Source organism: Cupriavidus sp. MPR-AND1C (assembly GCF_058809705.1).
Genome location: NZ_JBXASU010000085.1, coordinates 1 through 15,094, shown reverse-complemented (window position 1 = coordinate 15,094; position 15,094 = coordinate 1). Strand labels below are relative to the sequence as shown.

General features: G+C 58.6%; 15 protein-coding genes and 2 pseudogenes. 9 read left to right on the top strand and 8 right to left on the bottom strand.

The genetic code is table 11. The annotated features are described in order from the left end of the window. Window positions 1-13: 13 nt before the first annotated feature. Both AC1RWI_RS30585 and hfq read right to left on the bottom strand, forming a co-directional pair. The gene (locus AC1RWI_RS30585; RefSeq protein WP_492870178.1) at window positions 14-331 is read right to left on the bottom strand and encodes a hypothetical protein; all 318 of its coding nucleotides are present in this window, start codon (window positions 329-331) and stop codon (window positions 14-16) included. Between the two features lie 69 nt (window positions 332-400). Beyond that, window positions 401-730, bottom strand: coding sequence for an RNA chaperone Hfq (gene hfq / locus AC1RWI_RS30580; RefSeq protein ID WP_492870177.1), 330 nt, complete (start codon window positions 728-730; stop codon window positions 401-403). A 682-nt stretch (window positions 731-1,412) separates the two neighbouring features. Here hfq and AC1RWI_RS30575 point away from each other — a divergent pair. After that, window positions 1,413-1,676 (top strand): hypothetical protein, encoded by a 264-nt coding sequence (locus tag AC1RWI_RS30575; protein WP_492870176.1) that lies wholly within the window; start codon window positions 1,413-1,415, stop codon window positions 1,674-1,676. A gap of 555 nt (window positions 1,677-2,231) precedes the next feature. Here the strand turns inward: AC1RWI_RS30575 and AC1RWI_RS30570 are convergent. Further along, window positions 2,232-2,505: pseudogene (locus tag AC1RWI_RS30570) on the bottom strand (IS5/IS1182 family transposase); the annotation flags it as partial. Between the two features lie 294 nt (window positions 2,506-2,799). Further along, window positions 2,800-3,015 carry a hypothetical protein gene (locus AC1RWI_RS30565; RefSeq protein WP_492870175.1) on the bottom strand — a complete coding sequence of 72 codons (216 nt, stop codon included), beginning with the start codon at window positions 3,013-3,015 and terminating at the stop codon, window positions 2,800-2,802. 629 nt (window positions 3,016-3,644) lie between these two features. Between AC1RWI_RS30565 and AC1RWI_RS30560 the strand changes: the two genes are divergently transcribed. The 7 genes from AC1RWI_RS30560 to AC1RWI_RS30530 all read left to right on the top strand — a co-directional run bounded on the left by AC1RWI_RS30560 (window position 3,645) and on the right by AC1RWI_RS30530 (window position 11,676). Then, on the top strand, window positions 3,645-3,845 hold the full coding sequence (locus tag AC1RWI_RS30560; RefSeq protein WP_492870174.1) for a cold-shock protein: 201 nt from the start codon (window positions 3,645-3,647) through the stop codon (window positions 3,843-3,845). Window positions 3,846-4,228: 383 nt separating this feature from the next. After that, a complete protein-coding gene (locus tag AC1RWI_RS30555; protein WP_492870173.1) occupies window positions 4,229-4,570 on the top strand; it encodes a hypothetical protein in 342 nt (113 codons plus the stop codon). Window positions 4,571-4,819: 249 nt separating this feature from the next. Then, window positions 4,820-5,263, top strand: coding sequence for a copper resistance protein (locus AC1RWI_RS30550; RefSeq protein WP_492870172.1), 444 nt, complete (start codon window positions 4,820-4,822; stop codon window positions 5,261-5,263). 70 nt (window positions 5,264-5,333) lie between these two features. Then, complete coding sequence (locus tag AC1RWI_RS30545; RefSeq protein ID WP_492870171.1) at window positions 5,334-6,635, top strand: TolC family protein; 1,302 nt, start codon at window positions 5,334-5,336, stop codon at window positions 6,633-6,635. Continuing rightward, on the top strand, window positions 6,632-8,182 hold the full coding sequence (locus AC1RWI_RS30540) for an efflux RND transporter periplasmic adaptor subunit (protein ID WP_492870170.1): 1,551 nt from the start codon (window positions 6,632-6,634) through the stop codon (window positions 8,180-8,182). Before AC1RWI_RS30545 ends, AC1RWI_RS30540 begins: the two co-directional genes overlap by 4 nt. Next, window positions 8,179-11,316 carry an efflux RND transporter permease subunit gene (locus tag AC1RWI_RS30535; protein WP_492870169.1) on the top strand — a complete coding sequence of 1,046 codons (3,138 nt, stop codon included), beginning with the start codon at window positions 8,179-8,181 and terminating at the stop codon, window positions 11,314-11,316. Before AC1RWI_RS30540 ends, AC1RWI_RS30535 begins: the two co-directional genes overlap by 4 nt. Before the next feature lie 24 nt (window positions 11,317-11,340). Then, a complete protein-coding gene (locus tag AC1RWI_RS30530) occupies window positions 11,341-11,676 on the top strand; it encodes a copper-binding protein (protein ID WP_492870168.1) in 336 nt (111 codons plus the stop codon). A gap of 413 nt (window positions 11,677-12,089) precedes the next feature. Here the strand turns inward: AC1RWI_RS30530 and bfr are convergent, their stop codons facing one another. The 3 genes from bfr to AC1RWI_RS30515 all read right to left on the bottom strand — a co-directional run bounded on the left by bfr (window position 12,090) and on the right by AC1RWI_RS30515 (window position 13,894). Further along, window positions 12,090-12,566 carry a bacterioferritin gene (gene bfr / locus AC1RWI_RS30525; RefSeq protein WP_492870167.1) on the bottom strand — a complete coding sequence of 159 codons (477 nt, stop codon included), beginning with the start codon at window positions 12,564-12,566 and terminating at the stop codon, window positions 12,090-12,092. Between the two features lie 193 nt (window positions 12,567-12,759). Beyond that, the gene (locus AC1RWI_RS30520) at window positions 12,760-13,062 is read right to left on the bottom strand and encodes a hypothetical protein (protein ID WP_492870166.1); all 303 of its coding nucleotides are present in this window, start codon (window positions 13,060-13,062) and stop codon (window positions 12,760-12,762) included. A 154-nt stretch (window positions 13,063-13,216) separates the two neighbouring features. Continuing rightward, the gene (locus tag AC1RWI_RS30515; RefSeq protein WP_492870165.1) at window positions 13,217-13,894 is read right to left on the bottom strand and encodes an FTR1 family protein; all 678 of its coding nucleotides are present in this window, start codon (window positions 13,892-13,894) and stop codon (window positions 13,217-13,219) included. Between the two features lie 41 nt (window positions 13,895-13,935). On the opposite strand from AC1RWI_RS30515, the pseudogene dmeF reads away from it, so the two are divergent. Then, a pseudogene (gene dmeF, locus AC1RWI_RS30510) lies at window positions 13,936-14,692 on the top strand (CDF family Co(II)/Ni(II) efflux transporter DmeF); the annotation flags it as partial. A 195-nt stretch (window positions 14,693-14,887) separates the two neighbouring features. Here the strand turns inward: dmeF and AC1RWI_RS30505 are convergent. Then, on the bottom strand, window positions 14,888-15,094 hold a 207-nt coding region (locus tag AC1RWI_RS30505), incomplete at its 5' end, for a hypothetical protein (protein ID WP_492870164.1).

Below are 15,094 nucleotides of genomic sequence, written 5' to 3'. Positions count from 1 at the left end.
GACCAAAAGAGCCTCAGTAATCGCACCTCTCTTTAGCCAGCGACTCCCTCGTGAAGCCGTGACTCACGCGCAGCTGATGTTCGACAGCAATCACCTGGTCCTGGCACGCAAACAACAAGTCGTCCTTGAACTTCTGCGAAGCGCCCTTGATGCGTTCAGCTTCATACGATGTCTGCCTCGCCCGACAGCGCAGATACAACAACGTCGCCTTGGGAGCCAGTTTAAGTTCCGCCTTGTCGAGAGGCTTGCATTCGACATAGGACTGGGCGACGCTCCCTTGGCTCGCTAGTAATGCCGAGGAAAGCAAAACCGAAGAAAACATACGCGACATGGATGTGTCATCACTAGAGGTACCGGCCGAGCGTACCCGCTATTGCCGGCCGAAGCCCACTGAAGTGAGCTACTCGCTTCCACCATCCGCCCGCGTTGGACGGCGTTTTCCCGTCACTACGAGAGGCGTCTTGGAGTCATTGCCGATTGTCGTGCGCGACTCTGAGCGACTGACCGGACTCGGCGGTCGGACGGCGCTCGGCACTTGGATAGTCGATATTGCTCGCTTGTAGACAATCTGCGTGCCGCCAGCACCGCTAAGCATCACGACGTACTGGTCGAACGACTCGATTGAACCGGTCAGCTTGATTCCGTTGACCAAGTACACTTCGACACGCTTCCGTTCTTTGCGTGCTGTGTTCAAGAAATCGTTTTGCGGATTAGTGGGGTCAGGATTCATTTGATGTGGAATGGTGCAGACAGAGAAGTTGCAGCCGTGACAACACAGCCTGCGACCACTGAGTCAGGTCCCGTCAAGGTTCAGCTCTTCGAACTCGACCCGCTTTCTTCGATGCAGCAGTATGTTGGCCTCGCAATGCAGAAGACAAGCGTGCGAGGTGAAATTATGCTCCGTTTTTCCACACGCGCAGGGACGCAGTCCGGCAGGAAGTTGAGCGCAAAAGGAACCCACGTCGCCGGCTGTACGTGGATGCCGTGAAGGACGCTCTCGAGCGCTTTACACCGGTCTCAGTACATTTTCGATTAGGAAATCAGCACAAGCAGATATCAAATGTCTTCGTTGGGATGACGCGGTCGACGCCCCTCCTACGCATAGCCACGCATCGACAACGACTGTCGTCTGAATCGGGCGCTCCACCCCACGCTTCTTGAAATCAGAGCGTCTGGCCCCCTACCGCATTTGAGGTGTCACCGGTACTCTGGCTTCGGGAGACGCATGCGGACATGACTTTACATTTGGATGCTGATATGAGCTCGTTGCAAATAGCCGTAAGTCATAAGCCTCATGACAAATGTATGAGTTTTTGCGACGCACAATCCAGTCGAGCGAACCTATACTCGAGGCTACCTTTTACTGGCCCGGGGGAACAAATAACCACCTAACAAAAAAAAGGAGGTGGGAAATGCTGAAGAAAATTGCACTACTCGCCGTAACAGGGGCCGCACTTTGCGCTGCAGCGGCCTACGCCGGCAACGGCCAGCGGGATGTTTACACCGATGGCGCTAATACCATGGGGCCGCGTGACCCCTATACCGATGGAGGCAGAGTAGGGAAGTTCGACGTCTATTCAGATGGCGCCAGAGTCACAGACCGGCGCGATGTATTCACCGATGGAGCGAGAGTCACAGACCGACGCGATGCGTTCACCGATGGCGGGCATATCTAAGGCGAGCATCCAGTAGCCCACAGAATTAGTTGGCGGAAGGGAGCGTCCAGCGCCACCCATCCGCAATTTGGTAGCCCTCCAAAGGTGCCCGCCTTTGGGGGCGTTGTTTTTTAAGGCAACCGCGCACAGGGCCATCGCTCACGCAAAGGCGCTCCGTGGATGCCGCCATAATGTTGGACTGCGTGCGGGCCGGCGTCACGGCATCTCAACGAGAAGCCTGTTTCTCTGCTGGGCACAAACATTTCTGCGTTTCAGGCTCGCAGATGGATTTGCTCGACAAGTCGTCCACCTCTGCGGCGAACGATAGCCCATCTTTGCGCCGCCGCCATTGGCCTTGCCGAGCCACATAACTCAAAGCGGGAGTCCGGGACATGGGCGAATCTGAGTCCAACAGGTATGTTCTTCACAAGATGGTGGCGGCTGGGGCCGCGGAAGCTACCTGAGTACGGGCGGACTCTGGCCACAAGCCAAGGGACTCACGCTGCGTGAATGGTGAGCCAGGAACTCCATAACGCTTCCTGGCTCCCTATCTCTCGAAGCCGGTTTGACAATACAAGGATGGCCGATTCTGCATAACGGCAGGCTCCCAGTCGCAATCCGAATCATGGCCTCCGATTTGTCGGTATGCTGGTCGTAATCACTGCCTAGGCTGCGCCAGCGGACCATCCAACCAAACGTGCGCTCGCCCCCAAGCACAATCAATCTGCTGCTCGTGGCGACGCACCACCTCGACCACGAAGTCAGGCCTCGCCGCCTTGTACCTCAGCGCCAGGCGGTTGCAGGCTCCATCGGCAAAGAAGTGCTTCAGACCAAGCCAACGGCTTTTTAGCCCCCCCCCGCGTTCGCGCAAGAGTCAGCGGGGACTCGTGGCCAAGGTTCTTTGGTGGACTGGAAGCCTATATGCCACGCGTGAAAAAAGAACCCGCGTCGCTTGGAAGGCAACGCGGGTGGCAGCAGGACTACATCGCCAGTCTATGGAGAATTAATAGTATTTCATCTGAGAATTAAACAGCGTTTTCCGGCCTATCTCTTGGTCATTGTGCCCAGCCGCGAAAACGGAGTGGTCAGCGAGCGACATGCGGACGTCACGCGCCACTAAGGTTAACCCGCAATTACTGCAATATCAGGCCCATGCAGCACTTGATTGACACCAAACCGACACGGGGATTGTGTTCAATGCGTGGGCGATTTCTGCAGCGTCATCCGCGAGCTCACCGTCGCTGCCGGCTAGAGCACTCTTGGGCAGGCTACCGCCCATTGCCACAAGAAAAAAGAACGCCCGTTCGCGAGACAGTGCCAAGCGAAACCAGGCATAGCAATTTTGAAGGTCAATATGCATCAAATTCTCGTTTCTCCCACGACCACGAACGACGCACCGCTACCGGCTGCTCGCATTGGGAGAAGGCCTCGCTGGACTGTTTCAGCCGGCATCCAGACACTCCGTAATGAAGCGGCAAAGCTGCGGGCAGCGTTTCAGGCACGGATGGCGCAAACCGATGCAAGTGCCTTGCAGGATGACGCCACCGACTTGCTCCAGCAGGCCGCTATCCTCGACAGGGGCGCCGAGGTGCTGGCGCTCACCAGCACGACTTGAGTCCGTGACTGCCCTCCTATAATCCGGAGCCTGGCAGGCCCCTTGGTTCCATGCCTCCAGCTTCTTTCGCCGGATAGCGAAATGTGCGGTCACCACGAACTAGCACGTCGCGGATTTTGTTAGGCAAACTCTCATATCTCCGATTGGCATATGCATTAGCCAGCGGTGCGCTCCATCGTCAACTGAGACCAACCCATGGCGCCATTCCGTGGTAAGCCCAAGACCATCTTGGCTGCAGCTGGCTGGTCGGCTATGCTGGAAAATCGGACTATCTTGCTGCAATCTAGGGCAAAAAGCGCAGGGTGAAGTAGCAGGTCCGTATTGAAATTTTTATTTCTGCATGCAGTTTGCATGCTCGTTGCATCGAGGATGAAATGGCGACTGGCATTGTGAAGTCGTTCGACGAAAACGGATTTGGATTCATTGCGCCGGACGGCGGTGGCGCGGACTTGTTTGCGCACCATACGGAAATCCAGGGTGTGGGATATCGGTCCCTGGATGAGGGCGCCAAGGTGGCATTTGAGCCGAAGCAAGGTCCCAAAGGCTTGCAAGCCTCGCAAATTCGCAAGCTGTAGTCGCCGTTGCACCTAGACAGCCGAGATGGAAGAAAAGCCCTTCGCCGTGGCGAGGGGCTTTTTGTTTCCGGCAACACTCTGCCGCTTCAGCGCATCCACACAAGTCGGCAGCCGGCTGCAATCGATACGCCAATCGCGGCCTCGCAAATCGTCTCTGAACACCGTCGCAGCGGGCTCCACCCTCGACCGTCAAAGTCCGTACAAAACCCGATACTCAGGACTTGCCTTATTAGTCACAATGAGTGTCTGAAGCAAACTGACCACGACCTGAACGTTGTAGGCAACTGCCATGACCACGACAGGCTTGGTGGAACGCGAACGAAATGGCACGCAAATTGCACCAGCCGAATAAGAAAAGTCGGTCTCATCAGGGATGAATCATCGTGCTGACAGTCATGGCTCTGCTGGTACTTGCGCTCGTCATGCGCGCCTTATACCTGCATCTGCATCTCGCGCGCGCAGAGTTGGTTCGACGCGAGGAGAAAGGGATGCTCACCTATGAGGTCCGGCGACGTGTTGGCATGGAAGCCCTTCCCTCACATGTTTCCGCGTATCCCGTCCCCAGAGAGGTGCGAATTCGGGTTCTCAGGTTCACTGTCATGGTGCTGTGGCGCAAGGAGTATCACATTGCCCTGCCTGCCGAGGCCTGCACACACCTTGGGGATATCTCCGCCGACGAAACGGATGAGCGCTTCCCTGCTTGGGTGCAACACCGTCCATCTTAAGCCGGGTGAACGGTTGGTCTTTATGCCATCTCGGACGGAAGGGTATGGCTCGGACGACGCAGACAAAGAATGACGCGATTTTGGCGTGTGGATACTTGCAACTGCTCAGCGCTGTGGGCGTCCGTCATGCCATCTTCGGCGTCTTGCGCTGCTAGCACGGCGGATTCGCCCGCCTACGCCGAGCAGGACCAGATGTCGCAGCGGATAGCTGTGCGACAACTCGCCACATAGCGCCGGTGCTAGGCGTGCATGAAGACTGGTACTATTCTTGCCAAAACAAACGTCTGCCCCGTGCGCACCTCACTTCGCCGGCTATGGCTTGCCGGGTTCCTCATCTGTGCCTTCCTGACAGTTCAACTGGCAGCGGCGGCTTACGCTTGTACGGGAAGCCGTTATTCGCTTGACCAGATGGACGAAATGGCCGGCATTATGGAGTCGTGCCCGGAGATGGCGAAGAATGCCAAACAGGACACGGGGGCGCATGACGGACTTTGCCTGGAGCACTGCCAGCTTGGCGCGAAATCCGTCGACCACGCTTCACCACAAGTTCCGGCTTTCCTGCCCATCCTGTTGAGCGTCGTGGAGCCTACGCCAGTGCAGGCTGCCGACCATTTCGCACTGGTGTATCGCGACGCCATCCCGCGCGCCCCGCCAAGACCGCTCTCCATTCTTCACTGTTGCTATCGAACGTAGCCTCCTGAGCAACGCAATTCAGGTGCTGTCTCACTAAATCGGGACAGCTGTCGTTGCTCCCGGAGGCTCTATGCTTTTCCCTCGCCACCTGCTGCAGGCGCTACTTGTTGCGCCTGTGCTTGGCATGGCCATGCCGTTCATCGTGCATGCCCAGCCGGCACCCCCTCTTTCCATCGAAGAAGCCGTTGCGCTAGCCACCACTCGCGCTGGCAATGCCGAAACCTCTCACGGTGCCGTCGAGGCGTCCATCCAAATGGCGGTCGCGGCCGGCCAACTGCCGGACCCCGTGCTCAAGCTTGGGCTCAACAACGTCCCAGTTACCGGCCCTGACCAGTTCTCCCTTAGCCGGGACTTCATGACCCAGCGCTCTATCAGCGTCATCCAAGAGTTCACGCGCTCGGACAAGCTCCGCGCGCGCACGGAGCGCTATGAAGCAGAGGCCGCCGCCGCAGAGGCACAGAGAGTCGTTGGCCTGGCCAATGTTCAGCGCAATGTGGCCACCGCCTGGCTCGACCTCTGGTATGCCGAGCAGACCGGTATGCTCCTCGGCCACCACGGCCACCCCCTCGACCTTGAGCTCCAAGCAGCGACAGCCACCTATCGGAGCGGGCGTGGCACGCGCGCGGACGTGCTCGCAGCCGAGATAGAAATTCAGAAGCTGCACGACAGGCTTGATGAAAGCCGGGCGGCCGTGGACGCAGCCAAGGTCAACCTGGAGCGCTGGGTCGGCCAAGCAGCAGGTCGCCCACTTTCTGCGCGGCCAAGCTTGGCAGTTCCCCAGCGCGTGCAGGAGCTTGTCCAAGCCGAACTGGATGCCATTCCGGAGATGGCGGCCTCCCAACGCGACATCGCCTTGGCGGAAGCAGATATTCGGGCAGTAGCCGAAACCAAAAAGCCGGACGTAACCGTCGAACTGATGTACAGCCAGCGCGGCTCCGCCTACTCCAATATGGGCTCTCTCAACGTCAGCTTCCCCGTCCCATGGGACCAAGGCAATCGGCAGGACCGCGAGGTTGCCGCCAAGTTGGCGCAGGCGCAGGAGGCGCGAGCCAAGTCCGAGGTCGTTGCACGCAATACAAGAGCCCTCGTCGCGGCCAAGCTCGCAGAGTTGAAGCGCAATCAAGAACGGCTTAAGCGCTATGACGAGCAAATTCAGCCGCTTGCAAGCGCCCAGGCCGACGCTGCGTTGACGGCATACCGCGCCAACACTGGCCCATTGCTCGCAGTTGCGGAAGCCAACCACCGAACTATTGACACCGCCCTCGAGCGACTGGCTCTCGAAGCAAAGACGGCGAAGTTGTGGGCTGACCTCAACTTTCTTATCCCGCTTCCCACAGCACAGACCGAGCCGGCTGCGAAGGAATCCAAATGAAGAAACAGGCCATTTCCATAGCAGTTGGACTCATCGTCGCAGGGGGCGCCCTCTACGGGGCCTATCAGCTTGGTGTCACGCAGGGGAAGAAGGCGACACAATCCTCAACGGCGGTAACCACCGAGACCGGGCCAAAAGGCGGCGACGCAGACCCGACGACGGGAAAACGGATTCTCTACTGGCACGACCCCATGGTGCCTGGTCAGCGCTTCGACAAACCTGGCAAGTCGCCGTTCATGGACATGCAACTTGTGCCCGTCTACGCGGACGGTGAAGGCGGCGGCACTGGAGTCACGGTAGATAGTCGCATTGCGCAGAATCTGGGTATCCGTACGGCCGAGGCAAAGCTCGGCCGGCTGGGCGCGGTGTTGGAAGTACCCGGCAACGTTGCTGTCGATGAGCGCAGCGTCCAAGTTATCCAGGCGCGGACTAACGCCTTTGTGCAGCATGTCTCAGTCAGGGCCACGCTTGATACAGTCACGCGCGGTCAAGCACTCGTGACCTTGTATTCGCCGGACTGGGTGGCGGCACAGGAGGAATACTTAGCGGTGTCACGCATGGCCACTGCTGGACACACCAGCGACCAACCCGACCTGCGTGGTGCAGCGAAGGCCCGTATGCTCCAGGCCGGCATGACGCCAAGCCAGGTCAACGCGGTCGAATCCTCGGGAAAGCTGCAACCCAACCTTGGGATAGTTAGCCCAGTGGACGGCATCGTGACCGAAGTCGCGGTCCGTGAGGGCATGACCGTGGCTCCCGGCATGACGCTCTTCCGCCTGGCCGACCTCAGTCGAGTTTGGCTCATCGCTGAAGTACCTGAAGGGCAAAGCCGCAATATCGCGCCAGGCTTGCCGGTCAAAGTGCTGGCAACCGGTCCATCTGAGTCGTTGGATGGCAAGGTGGACACCCTGCTGCCGGACGTGAATCCGGCTACGCGCACCGTCAAGGTCCGCATCGTGCTGGCAAATCCAGGCCGCCGCTTGCTTCCTGGGATGTTCGCGACCGTCCGCTTCGACGCCGGCCAGGAAAAGGAGGCTCTGCTGATTCCGTCTGAAGCTGTCATTCGTACCGGGCAACGGAACATCGTCATGGTCGATGCCGGCAAAGACGGCTTTCTGGCTGCGGACATCAAGACAGGCCGAGAAGCGTCGGGCATGGTGGAAGTACTGGACGGGCTAAAGCCAGGCCAGAAGGTCGTCAACTCTGGACAGTTTCTCATCGATTCGGAGGCAAGCCTACGCGGGACCGCCAACCGGATGGCCGAACCGCAAGGCGCGTCTACGTCCGTCGCCACAGCGGCGGAACATGAAGGTGTAGGCCGAATCGAAGCCATGAGCGCGGGGAGCCTCACCATCTCTCATGGGCCTATCGACTCCATAAATTGGGGAGCGATGACCATGGACTTCGCCGCGCCGCCCACCGGATTGCCGAAGGGGTTCAAGCAAGGCGACCGTGTCCGGTTCCGGTTCCACATGAACAGCGATGGCGAGCCGGTGCTGTCTTCCGTACAGCCTGCAATAGCAGGTGCCCCAGGAGGCAAGCCATGATTGCAAACCTCATCCGCTGGTCAATCCGGAATCGGTTCCTGGTGCTACTGGCCACCATCATCCTGACGGCCTGGGGCATCTGGGCCGCACGCAGCACGCCGCTGGACGCGTTGCCGGACCTCTCCGACGTCCAGGTCATCATCCGCGCCACCTACCCGGGGCAGGCGCCGCAGATTGTCGAGAACCAGGTCACCTATCCGCTGACGACCACCATGTTGTCAGTGCCCGGGGCCAAGACCGTGCGGGGCTACTCATTCTTTGGCGACTCCTTCGTCTACGTGTTGTTCGAGGACGGTACGGACCTGTACTGGGCGCGCTCGCGGGTGCTGGAATACCTGAATCAGGTCCAGTCGAGACTGCCTGCTGCAGCCAAACCGGCACTCGGTCCTGATGCGACGGGTGTGGGCTGGGTCTACGAATACGCCCTCATCGACAAGACCGGCCAGCACGACCTAAGCCAGCTGCGTGCCTTGCAGGACTGGTTCCTTCGCTTCGAGCTGAAGTCGCTACCCAATGTCTCCGAGGTGGCGTCAATCGGTGGGATGGTGAAGCAGTACCAGGTCGTATTGATGCCGGACAAGCTGCGCGCGTATAACATCTCACAGGCCAAGGTCCTGGATGCCTTGAAGGGAGCCAACCAGGAAACGGGCGGCTCCGTGCTGGAGCTCGGCGAAGCTGAGTACATGGTCCGCGCGTCGGGATACCTGAAGACATTGGATGATTTCAGGCAGGTACCACTCAACGTGAGCAGCGCCGGTATTCCTGTGAGGCTTGGTGACGTGGCGACGATTCAGTTCGGCCCGGAAATGCGGCGTGGCATCGCCGAGCTCGACGGTCAGGGTGAAGTCGCCGGCGGTGTCATCGTCATGCGTTCGGGCAAGAATGCACTGGAGACCATCGAAGCGGTTAAGGCGAAACTCAAGCTGCTGCAGAAGAGCCTGCCTGCGGGCGTCGAGATTGTGCCGACCTACGACCGCTCCAGCCTCATTAATCGCGCTATCGAGAACCTCACCCACAAACTCGTGGAAGAATTCATCGTGGTAGCAGTGGTATGCCTCGTCTTCCTGTTCCACCTGCGCTCAGCCCTGGTTGCCATCGTCTCCCTGCCGCTGGGCGTCTTGGCAGCGTTTCTGGTGATGCGCTACCAGGGCGTCAACGCCAACATCATGTCGCTAGGTGGTATCGCCATCGCCATTGGCGCGATGGTCGATGCCGCCGTGGTGATGATTGAGAATGCGCACAAGCATATTGAGCATTGGCGCGAGCAAAACCCCGGCCGGCATCTAGTTGGTGAAGAGCAATGGCACGTGATTGGCGAATCAGCCGCCGAAGTGGGCCCAGCGCTGTTCTTTTCGCTACTCATCATCACACTCTCGTTTATCCCGGTCTTTACGCTCGAGGCACAGGAAGGCAGGTTGTTCTCCCCACTCGCGTTCACGAAGACCTATTCGATGGCGGCGGCTGCAGGCCTGTCAGTGACACTGGTTCCCGTGCTGATGGGCTACCTGATTCGTGGCCGGATACCTTCGGAGCAAGCGAATCCGCTCAATCGCTTCCTAATCAGACTCTATCAACCCCTGCTCGTGCGGGTGCTGCGCTTTCCGAAGACAACTCTCGTGGTTGCCGCGCTGCTACTTGTTGCAACGGCGTGGCCCATCATGAGAGTCGGCGGCGAGTTCATGCCGCCCCTGGATGAGGGCGACCTGCTCTATATGCCATCCGCGCTGCCGGGGTTGTCGGCTGGTAAGGCGACGCAATTACTCCAGCAAACCGACCGGCTCATCAAGACCGTCCCGGAAGTCGCCACTGTTTTTGGTAAGGCTGGCCGCGCGGACTCGGCAACCGACCCCGCGCCAATGGAAATGTTCGAGACAACCATCCAGTTCAAGCCACGCGAGCAGTGGCGACCAGGCATGACACCCGACAAGGTGGTCGAGGAACTCGATAAAGCGGTCAAGGTGCCAGGTCTCTCGAACATCTGGGTGCCACCAATTCGCAACCGCATCGACATGTTGGCCACAGGCATCAAGAGCCCGGTGGGCATCAAAGTGGCCGGAACCGACCTGAAGGAAATCGACCGGGTAGCTAGCGAAATTGAGCGGGCCGTCAAGTCCGTGCCCGGCGTCACTTCGGCGCTAGCTGAGCGCCTGACGGGAGGCAGGTATGTGGACGTTGACATCGACCGCGCTGTAGCCGGTCGCTACGGTCTGAACATTGAGGATGTGCAAGGCATCGTGGCCTCGGCTATCGGTGGTGAAAACGTCGGGGAGGTCGTGGACGGCTTGGCACGGTTCCCAATCAGCGTGCGCTACCCACGTGACTACCGTGACTCGGTGGAGCAATTGCGCATGCTCCCCATCGTGACCAACTCCGGCCAGCAGATTCTGCTCTCGGACGTCGCCCGCATACAGATAACCCAAGGCCCGCCGATGCTGCGCAGCGAGAATGCCAGGCTTTCCGGTTGGGTGTACGTCGACATTCGTGGGCGCGACTTGCGCTCGGCAGTACAGGAGATGCAATCGGTCGTGGCAAAGACGGTGCCCCTGCCTGCCGGCTACTCGGTCAGTTGGTCCGGGCAGTTTGAGTATCTGGAGCGCGCCACGCAGAAACTAAAGGTAGTGGTCCCTTTCACGCTGCTCATCATCTTCCTGTTGCTGTACGTCACGTTTGGACTGTTTGATGAAGCCGTGCTAATCATGGTGACTCTGCCGTTCGCCCTCGTTGGCGGATTCTGGCTGCTCTATTTGCTGGGGCACAACCTATCCGTCGCCAGCGTAGTGGGGTTCATTGCGCTGGCTGGCGTCGCGGCGGAGTTCGGCGTCATCATGCTGCTCTACCTCAAGCAGTCTTGGCTCAAGAAAATTGACAGCGGACGTACCGACCAGTCTGCACTGCTGGAAGCGATTCAAGAAGGGGCCGTCCTGCGTGTCCGCCCCAAGGCAATGACCGTGGCGGTCATACTGGCAGGCTTGCTGCCGATTATGTGGACGGGCGGGACCGGTTCCGAGGTCATGCAACGCATCGCTGCACCGATGGTCGGCGGCATGGTAACCGCGCCGCTACTTTCGCTGTTTGTCATCCCTGCCGTATTCCTATTGCTTCGCCGCACCAGAGCGAAGAAGACTTCTCCCTAACCTTGATAGAAGGAGCTTTTCCCCATGAAACGTACGCTAATAACCTTCGCTTCCGTATGCGCCACGCTCAGTCTGCCTGCTCACGCGGCCGATGACATGGCCGGCATGAACATGAAGCCGTCGGCTTCGATGGCCGCACCGAAGCCTGTCCACGCCGAAGTCCGGAAAGTGGACACCGCAAATGGCAAGGTCACCCTCAAGCACGGTCCCATCGAGAACCTCAGGATGTCGGCCATGACGATGTCATTCCCTGTGAAGGATACGGCGAGCCTTAGCAAGCTCAAGAAAGGAGACAAGGTCAATGCGACCTTCGATATGGTCAACGGTGCAACTACAGTTATCCGCATTGAACCAAGGTAAGACCGGGAGAGCAAGGCGCCAGATATCGATGACGCGCCCCCGGGGCTTAATCTCATGGCTCATCAAGCGACGTGCGCCGCACGCGGGCTCCCCCCCCCTAAACGACATTCTGGCGCAAGGCGTTAGCCGACCGTTGAACTTTACGAGTTCCATATCTTGATATTCACAGAACTCTTGCTGAAGTAGAAGTTTTTGGTAAACGTAGATATCGAGTTTATCCTTCCGACGCCACGTTTTAATCCGCTGACATCTCGCCCCTCAACTCGGCATTTCAGTCCAACTTGATTCACCTCGAAGCAGCTCACTCGATTTTCACCAAGCAGGACACCCTCCCCATATGGATACTCCTGCAGCACTTGAAAAGAAGTGGCTTTTTCTTGGTGTGGCTAGGCGCGTTTCACATTGGGCGGCGCTTACGACGGACTTCCCATGGCCGACTGGAGGTAGTTCTGGAGTCCGACCTTTTTGACCAGTTCGAGCTGCGTCATCAGCCAGTCAATATGGGTTTCCGTGTCATCAAGAATGTCTTCAACGATTTCGCGCGACACGTAGTCACCGACAGACTCAAAGTACTTGATTGCCTCCTTGCAGCCAGCCTGCGAGGCCAACTCTAACTTCAAGTCACCGCCCAGCATCTCCTCAGTGTTCTCCCCCAACAGCAGTTTGCCAAGGTCCTGTAGATTGGGCAGGCCATCGAGCAGCAGAATACGCTCGATGAGCTTGTCGGCATGCTTCATCTCTTCGATGGATTCCTCGTACTCGTGCTTTCCGAGTGCGGTCAGACCCCAGTGCCGGTACATACGCGCATGCAGGAAGTACTGGTTAATCGCCGTCAGCTCGTTCTTGAGTTGACCATTGAGCAGTTGGATAACCTTCTTATCACTTTTCATTCTATTTACCCCGCTTGACCGGTCGCGGGAGGGCACACCCGCACCTCACAGGGTAATATTTCTCTGAAAAACTTCAAGAAGTCATGGATAGTTTCCATGCGTATCGCAAATACGTATGGTTTTAATATCCATTCAGCCAAACCTACCACCCACGAAGCTAAGAATTCCCCCACGGACGCTGAATTCCGGGGAACTAAGGCTTTCTTGAGCGTTCACTGCCTGTGCAGCCTCGACGACCTCGGGCAAGATGGTTCCAGAACAGGAACCCGAGCATGACACCTGCAACCCAGTGGACCCATTCCGATAGCGAACGGAGCCCCTCGCCGTCGAAATAGTAGAGACCGTAACCGGTCACCGCCAACACAGCTACAGCGCTGGCGAAACTTACCCCGGCCAAGCGGTTGCGGCGCTGCTTCCACGCGCAGAATATATGAGATGACCAGATGCCGCCGAGCAAGAACATCGAAATGAAGGCCGCTGCGCCGTGGAGCTTCATGCTCCACCCCAACCACGCCGACGTTGTCAGGTCGCCGGCAAGTGTTAAGTGCGTTATAAGACATAATGGTCCCGTACCAAGCAAGGCGCCAAGTACGCCATAGAAAGACCAGCGTCTGACGCGCGACATGCTGTTCGGATGCTCAAGACAGGAGTTAGCCCTTCTCGGCCGGCGCAGATTGTTTCCGACCGTTCAACCTGGCAAAGACGATAAATGCGAGCGGCGCCAGTACCAAGCCATAGCTAAGCCAGATGCCGTACGCGCCTTCTGGGCCGAAGGGCTCGGTCATTTCATGCCAGTACGCGTTATCGACGAACGGTAGCGCAGCTGCTTTCGAAAACTCGTGGGCCGCGTAAATGGTTAGTTGAATGGAGAACAACACCATGAATATGGCCGTGACCTGGAAGAACAGTGACAGGTCGACCCTCCGCCCATACTTGGTCCACGCCCAAGCCATAGCGCCGGCGCAAATCACGCCCAGCGCACCGCCAAGGGCCAGGTGACCAGTTGCCGCGCCAGCCGATAAGGAGGCAATCATGGTCGCTGCCTCCACGCCCTCTCTCCCGACCATCAGCAGCATGAACGCGAAAATGGCAAGCCAGGGTCCCACCGCCTTCTCGTCGGGGACCCGGGAGAGCCGGTTGCGTATTTCGCTGGCTATCGCCTTGCCATGCTTGAGCATGTGCCAGGTGCATGAGACCACCAGGCTACCGGCCAATAACGCCAGCCAGGCTTCGGCCAGAGGACCCATACCGCCCAGCCGGTAGAGCGTCATGCCCAGACCCACCGAAAGGAGCAAGGCAGCAAAGATGCCGGCCCTCGCCGCGCTCATCAGGTGCTGACGCCCCGCCTTGTGAAGGAACGTGAGCGTGACGGTATGCGCGAGATACTCGCTTCACTTTGGGAACCTGGAAGATTGAAGTGCTCGCAGGATTCGCCAGCGTCATCTTCCTTCTCGGCATCGCGGCCCTTATGGTGTTCGGCTCGATTGAGCGCCTCTTCAGCCCGCAGGCGATTCACTATAAAGAAGCGATGGCCGTGACGGTCATTGGCTTGCTGGTCAACCTCGCTTGTGCGCTGGTTCTAGGCGGCGCCCACGGACACGGACAAGGGCAAGGGCAAGGGAGCGGGCACGACCATGGACATCATCATGGCCCTAATACGCGGGACGGCGCTGACCACACGCATCATGACCTGAACCTGTGCTCGGCCTACATCCACCTACTGGCTGACGCGGCAACGTCAGTGCTCGCTGTCCTCGCCCTTGCCGGCGGCTGGTTCCTCGGCTGGAGCTGGCTCGACCCGATGATGGGCATCGTTGGCGCTATTCTCGTCGGCGTCTGGGCCTTTGGACTTCTACGGCAGACCGGCGTGGTGCTGCTGGACCGGGAGATGGACCACCCCGTCGTTGAAGACGGTCCGCGAGGTTCTCCAAGAGTTCAACGTATGCCGTGACGGCACACAAGTCTCGGACCTTCATGTCTGGCGGGTGGGTAAGGACAAGTTTGCATGTCTCGTCAGTCTGGTCACCCATGATTCGACGTTATCGCCGGCGCAGATTAAGAACGCACTTGGCATACATGAAGAACTTGTGCACGTGACAGTCGAGATTCATCACTGCACCGAGTGAATGCTCGGAATGAGTGCTGCCCAGACTTATGTCCGTGGTACTGCTTAGTCGATGTGTGGGAGTCAAACTGCACGCCTTGCGACGAGAAACTGAGACACCAGAGAACGGGGCCCGGCATGCGTTCCGGGGCCCGCGAATCCCATCAGCCCAGCGACACTCAAGCGGGCTCATGACTCCCAGTTACGCTACCCAAACTCAGTGCTTCTGCGCGTGATTGCCGTTGCGATGCATGCGATTTGTGTGGGCTTTTTCGTGACTCGTCCCCTCCGAACTCCTCCGGTCCCCAGCACGTTGCAAGCCTTTGTCGCGGTCGCTGGAAAATGAGCCATTGGAATTTGTCATAGCCTCATGGCTTGCGTGGCCTGACGCTCCCCCCCCGAAATTTCCGCCGCCGCCAAAACC

Coding starts and splice junctions, on each gene's coding strand:
- AC1RWI_RS30585 (WP_492870178.1), bottom strand. CDS start 331: ATGTCGCGTATGTTTTCTTCGGTTTTGCTTTCCTCGGCATTACTAGCG.
- hfq (WP_492870177.1), bottom strand. CDS start 730: ATGAATCCTGACCCCACTAATCCGCAAAACGATTTCTTGAACACAGCA.
- AC1RWI_RS30575 (WP_492870176.1), top strand. CDS start 1,413: ATGCTGAAGAAAATTGCACTACTCGCCGTAACAGGGGCCGCACTTTGC.
- AC1RWI_RS30565 (WP_492870175.1), bottom strand. CDS start 3,015: ATGCATATTGACCTTCAAAATTGCTATGCCTGGTTTCGCTTGGCACTG.
- AC1RWI_RS30560 (WP_492870174.1), top strand. CDS start 3,645: ATGGCGACTGGCATTGTGAAGTCGTTCGACGAAAACGGATTTGGATTC.
- AC1RWI_RS30550 (WP_492870172.1), top strand. CDS start 4,820: ATGAAGACTGGTACTATTCTTGCCAAAACAAACGTCTGCCCCGTGCGC.
- AC1RWI_RS30545 (WP_492870171.1), top strand. CDS start 5,334: ATGCTTTTCCCTCGCCACCTGCTGCAGGCGCTACTTGTTGCGCCTGTG.
- AC1RWI_RS30540 (WP_492870170.1), top strand. CDS start 6,632: ATGAAGAAACAGGCCATTTCCATAGCAGTTGGACTCATCGTCGCAGGG.
- AC1RWI_RS30535 (WP_492870169.1), top strand. CDS start 8,179: ATGATTGCAAACCTCATCCGCTGGTCAATCCGGAATCGGTTCCTGGTG.
- AC1RWI_RS30530 (WP_492870168.1), top strand. CDS start 11,341: ATGAAACGTACGCTAATAACCTTCGCTTCCGTATGCGCCACGCTCAGT.
- bfr (WP_492870167.1), bottom strand. CDS start 12,566: ATGAAAAGTGATAAGAAGGTTATCCAACTGCTCAATGGTCAACTCAAG.
- AC1RWI_RS30520 (WP_492870166.1), bottom strand. CDS start 13,062: ATGAAGCTCCACGGCGCAGCGGCCTTCATTTCGATGTTCTTGCTCGGC.
- AC1RWI_RS30515 (WP_492870165.1), bottom strand. CDS start 13,894: ATGAGCGCGGCGAGGGCCGGCATCTTTGCTGCCTTGCTCCTTTCGGTG.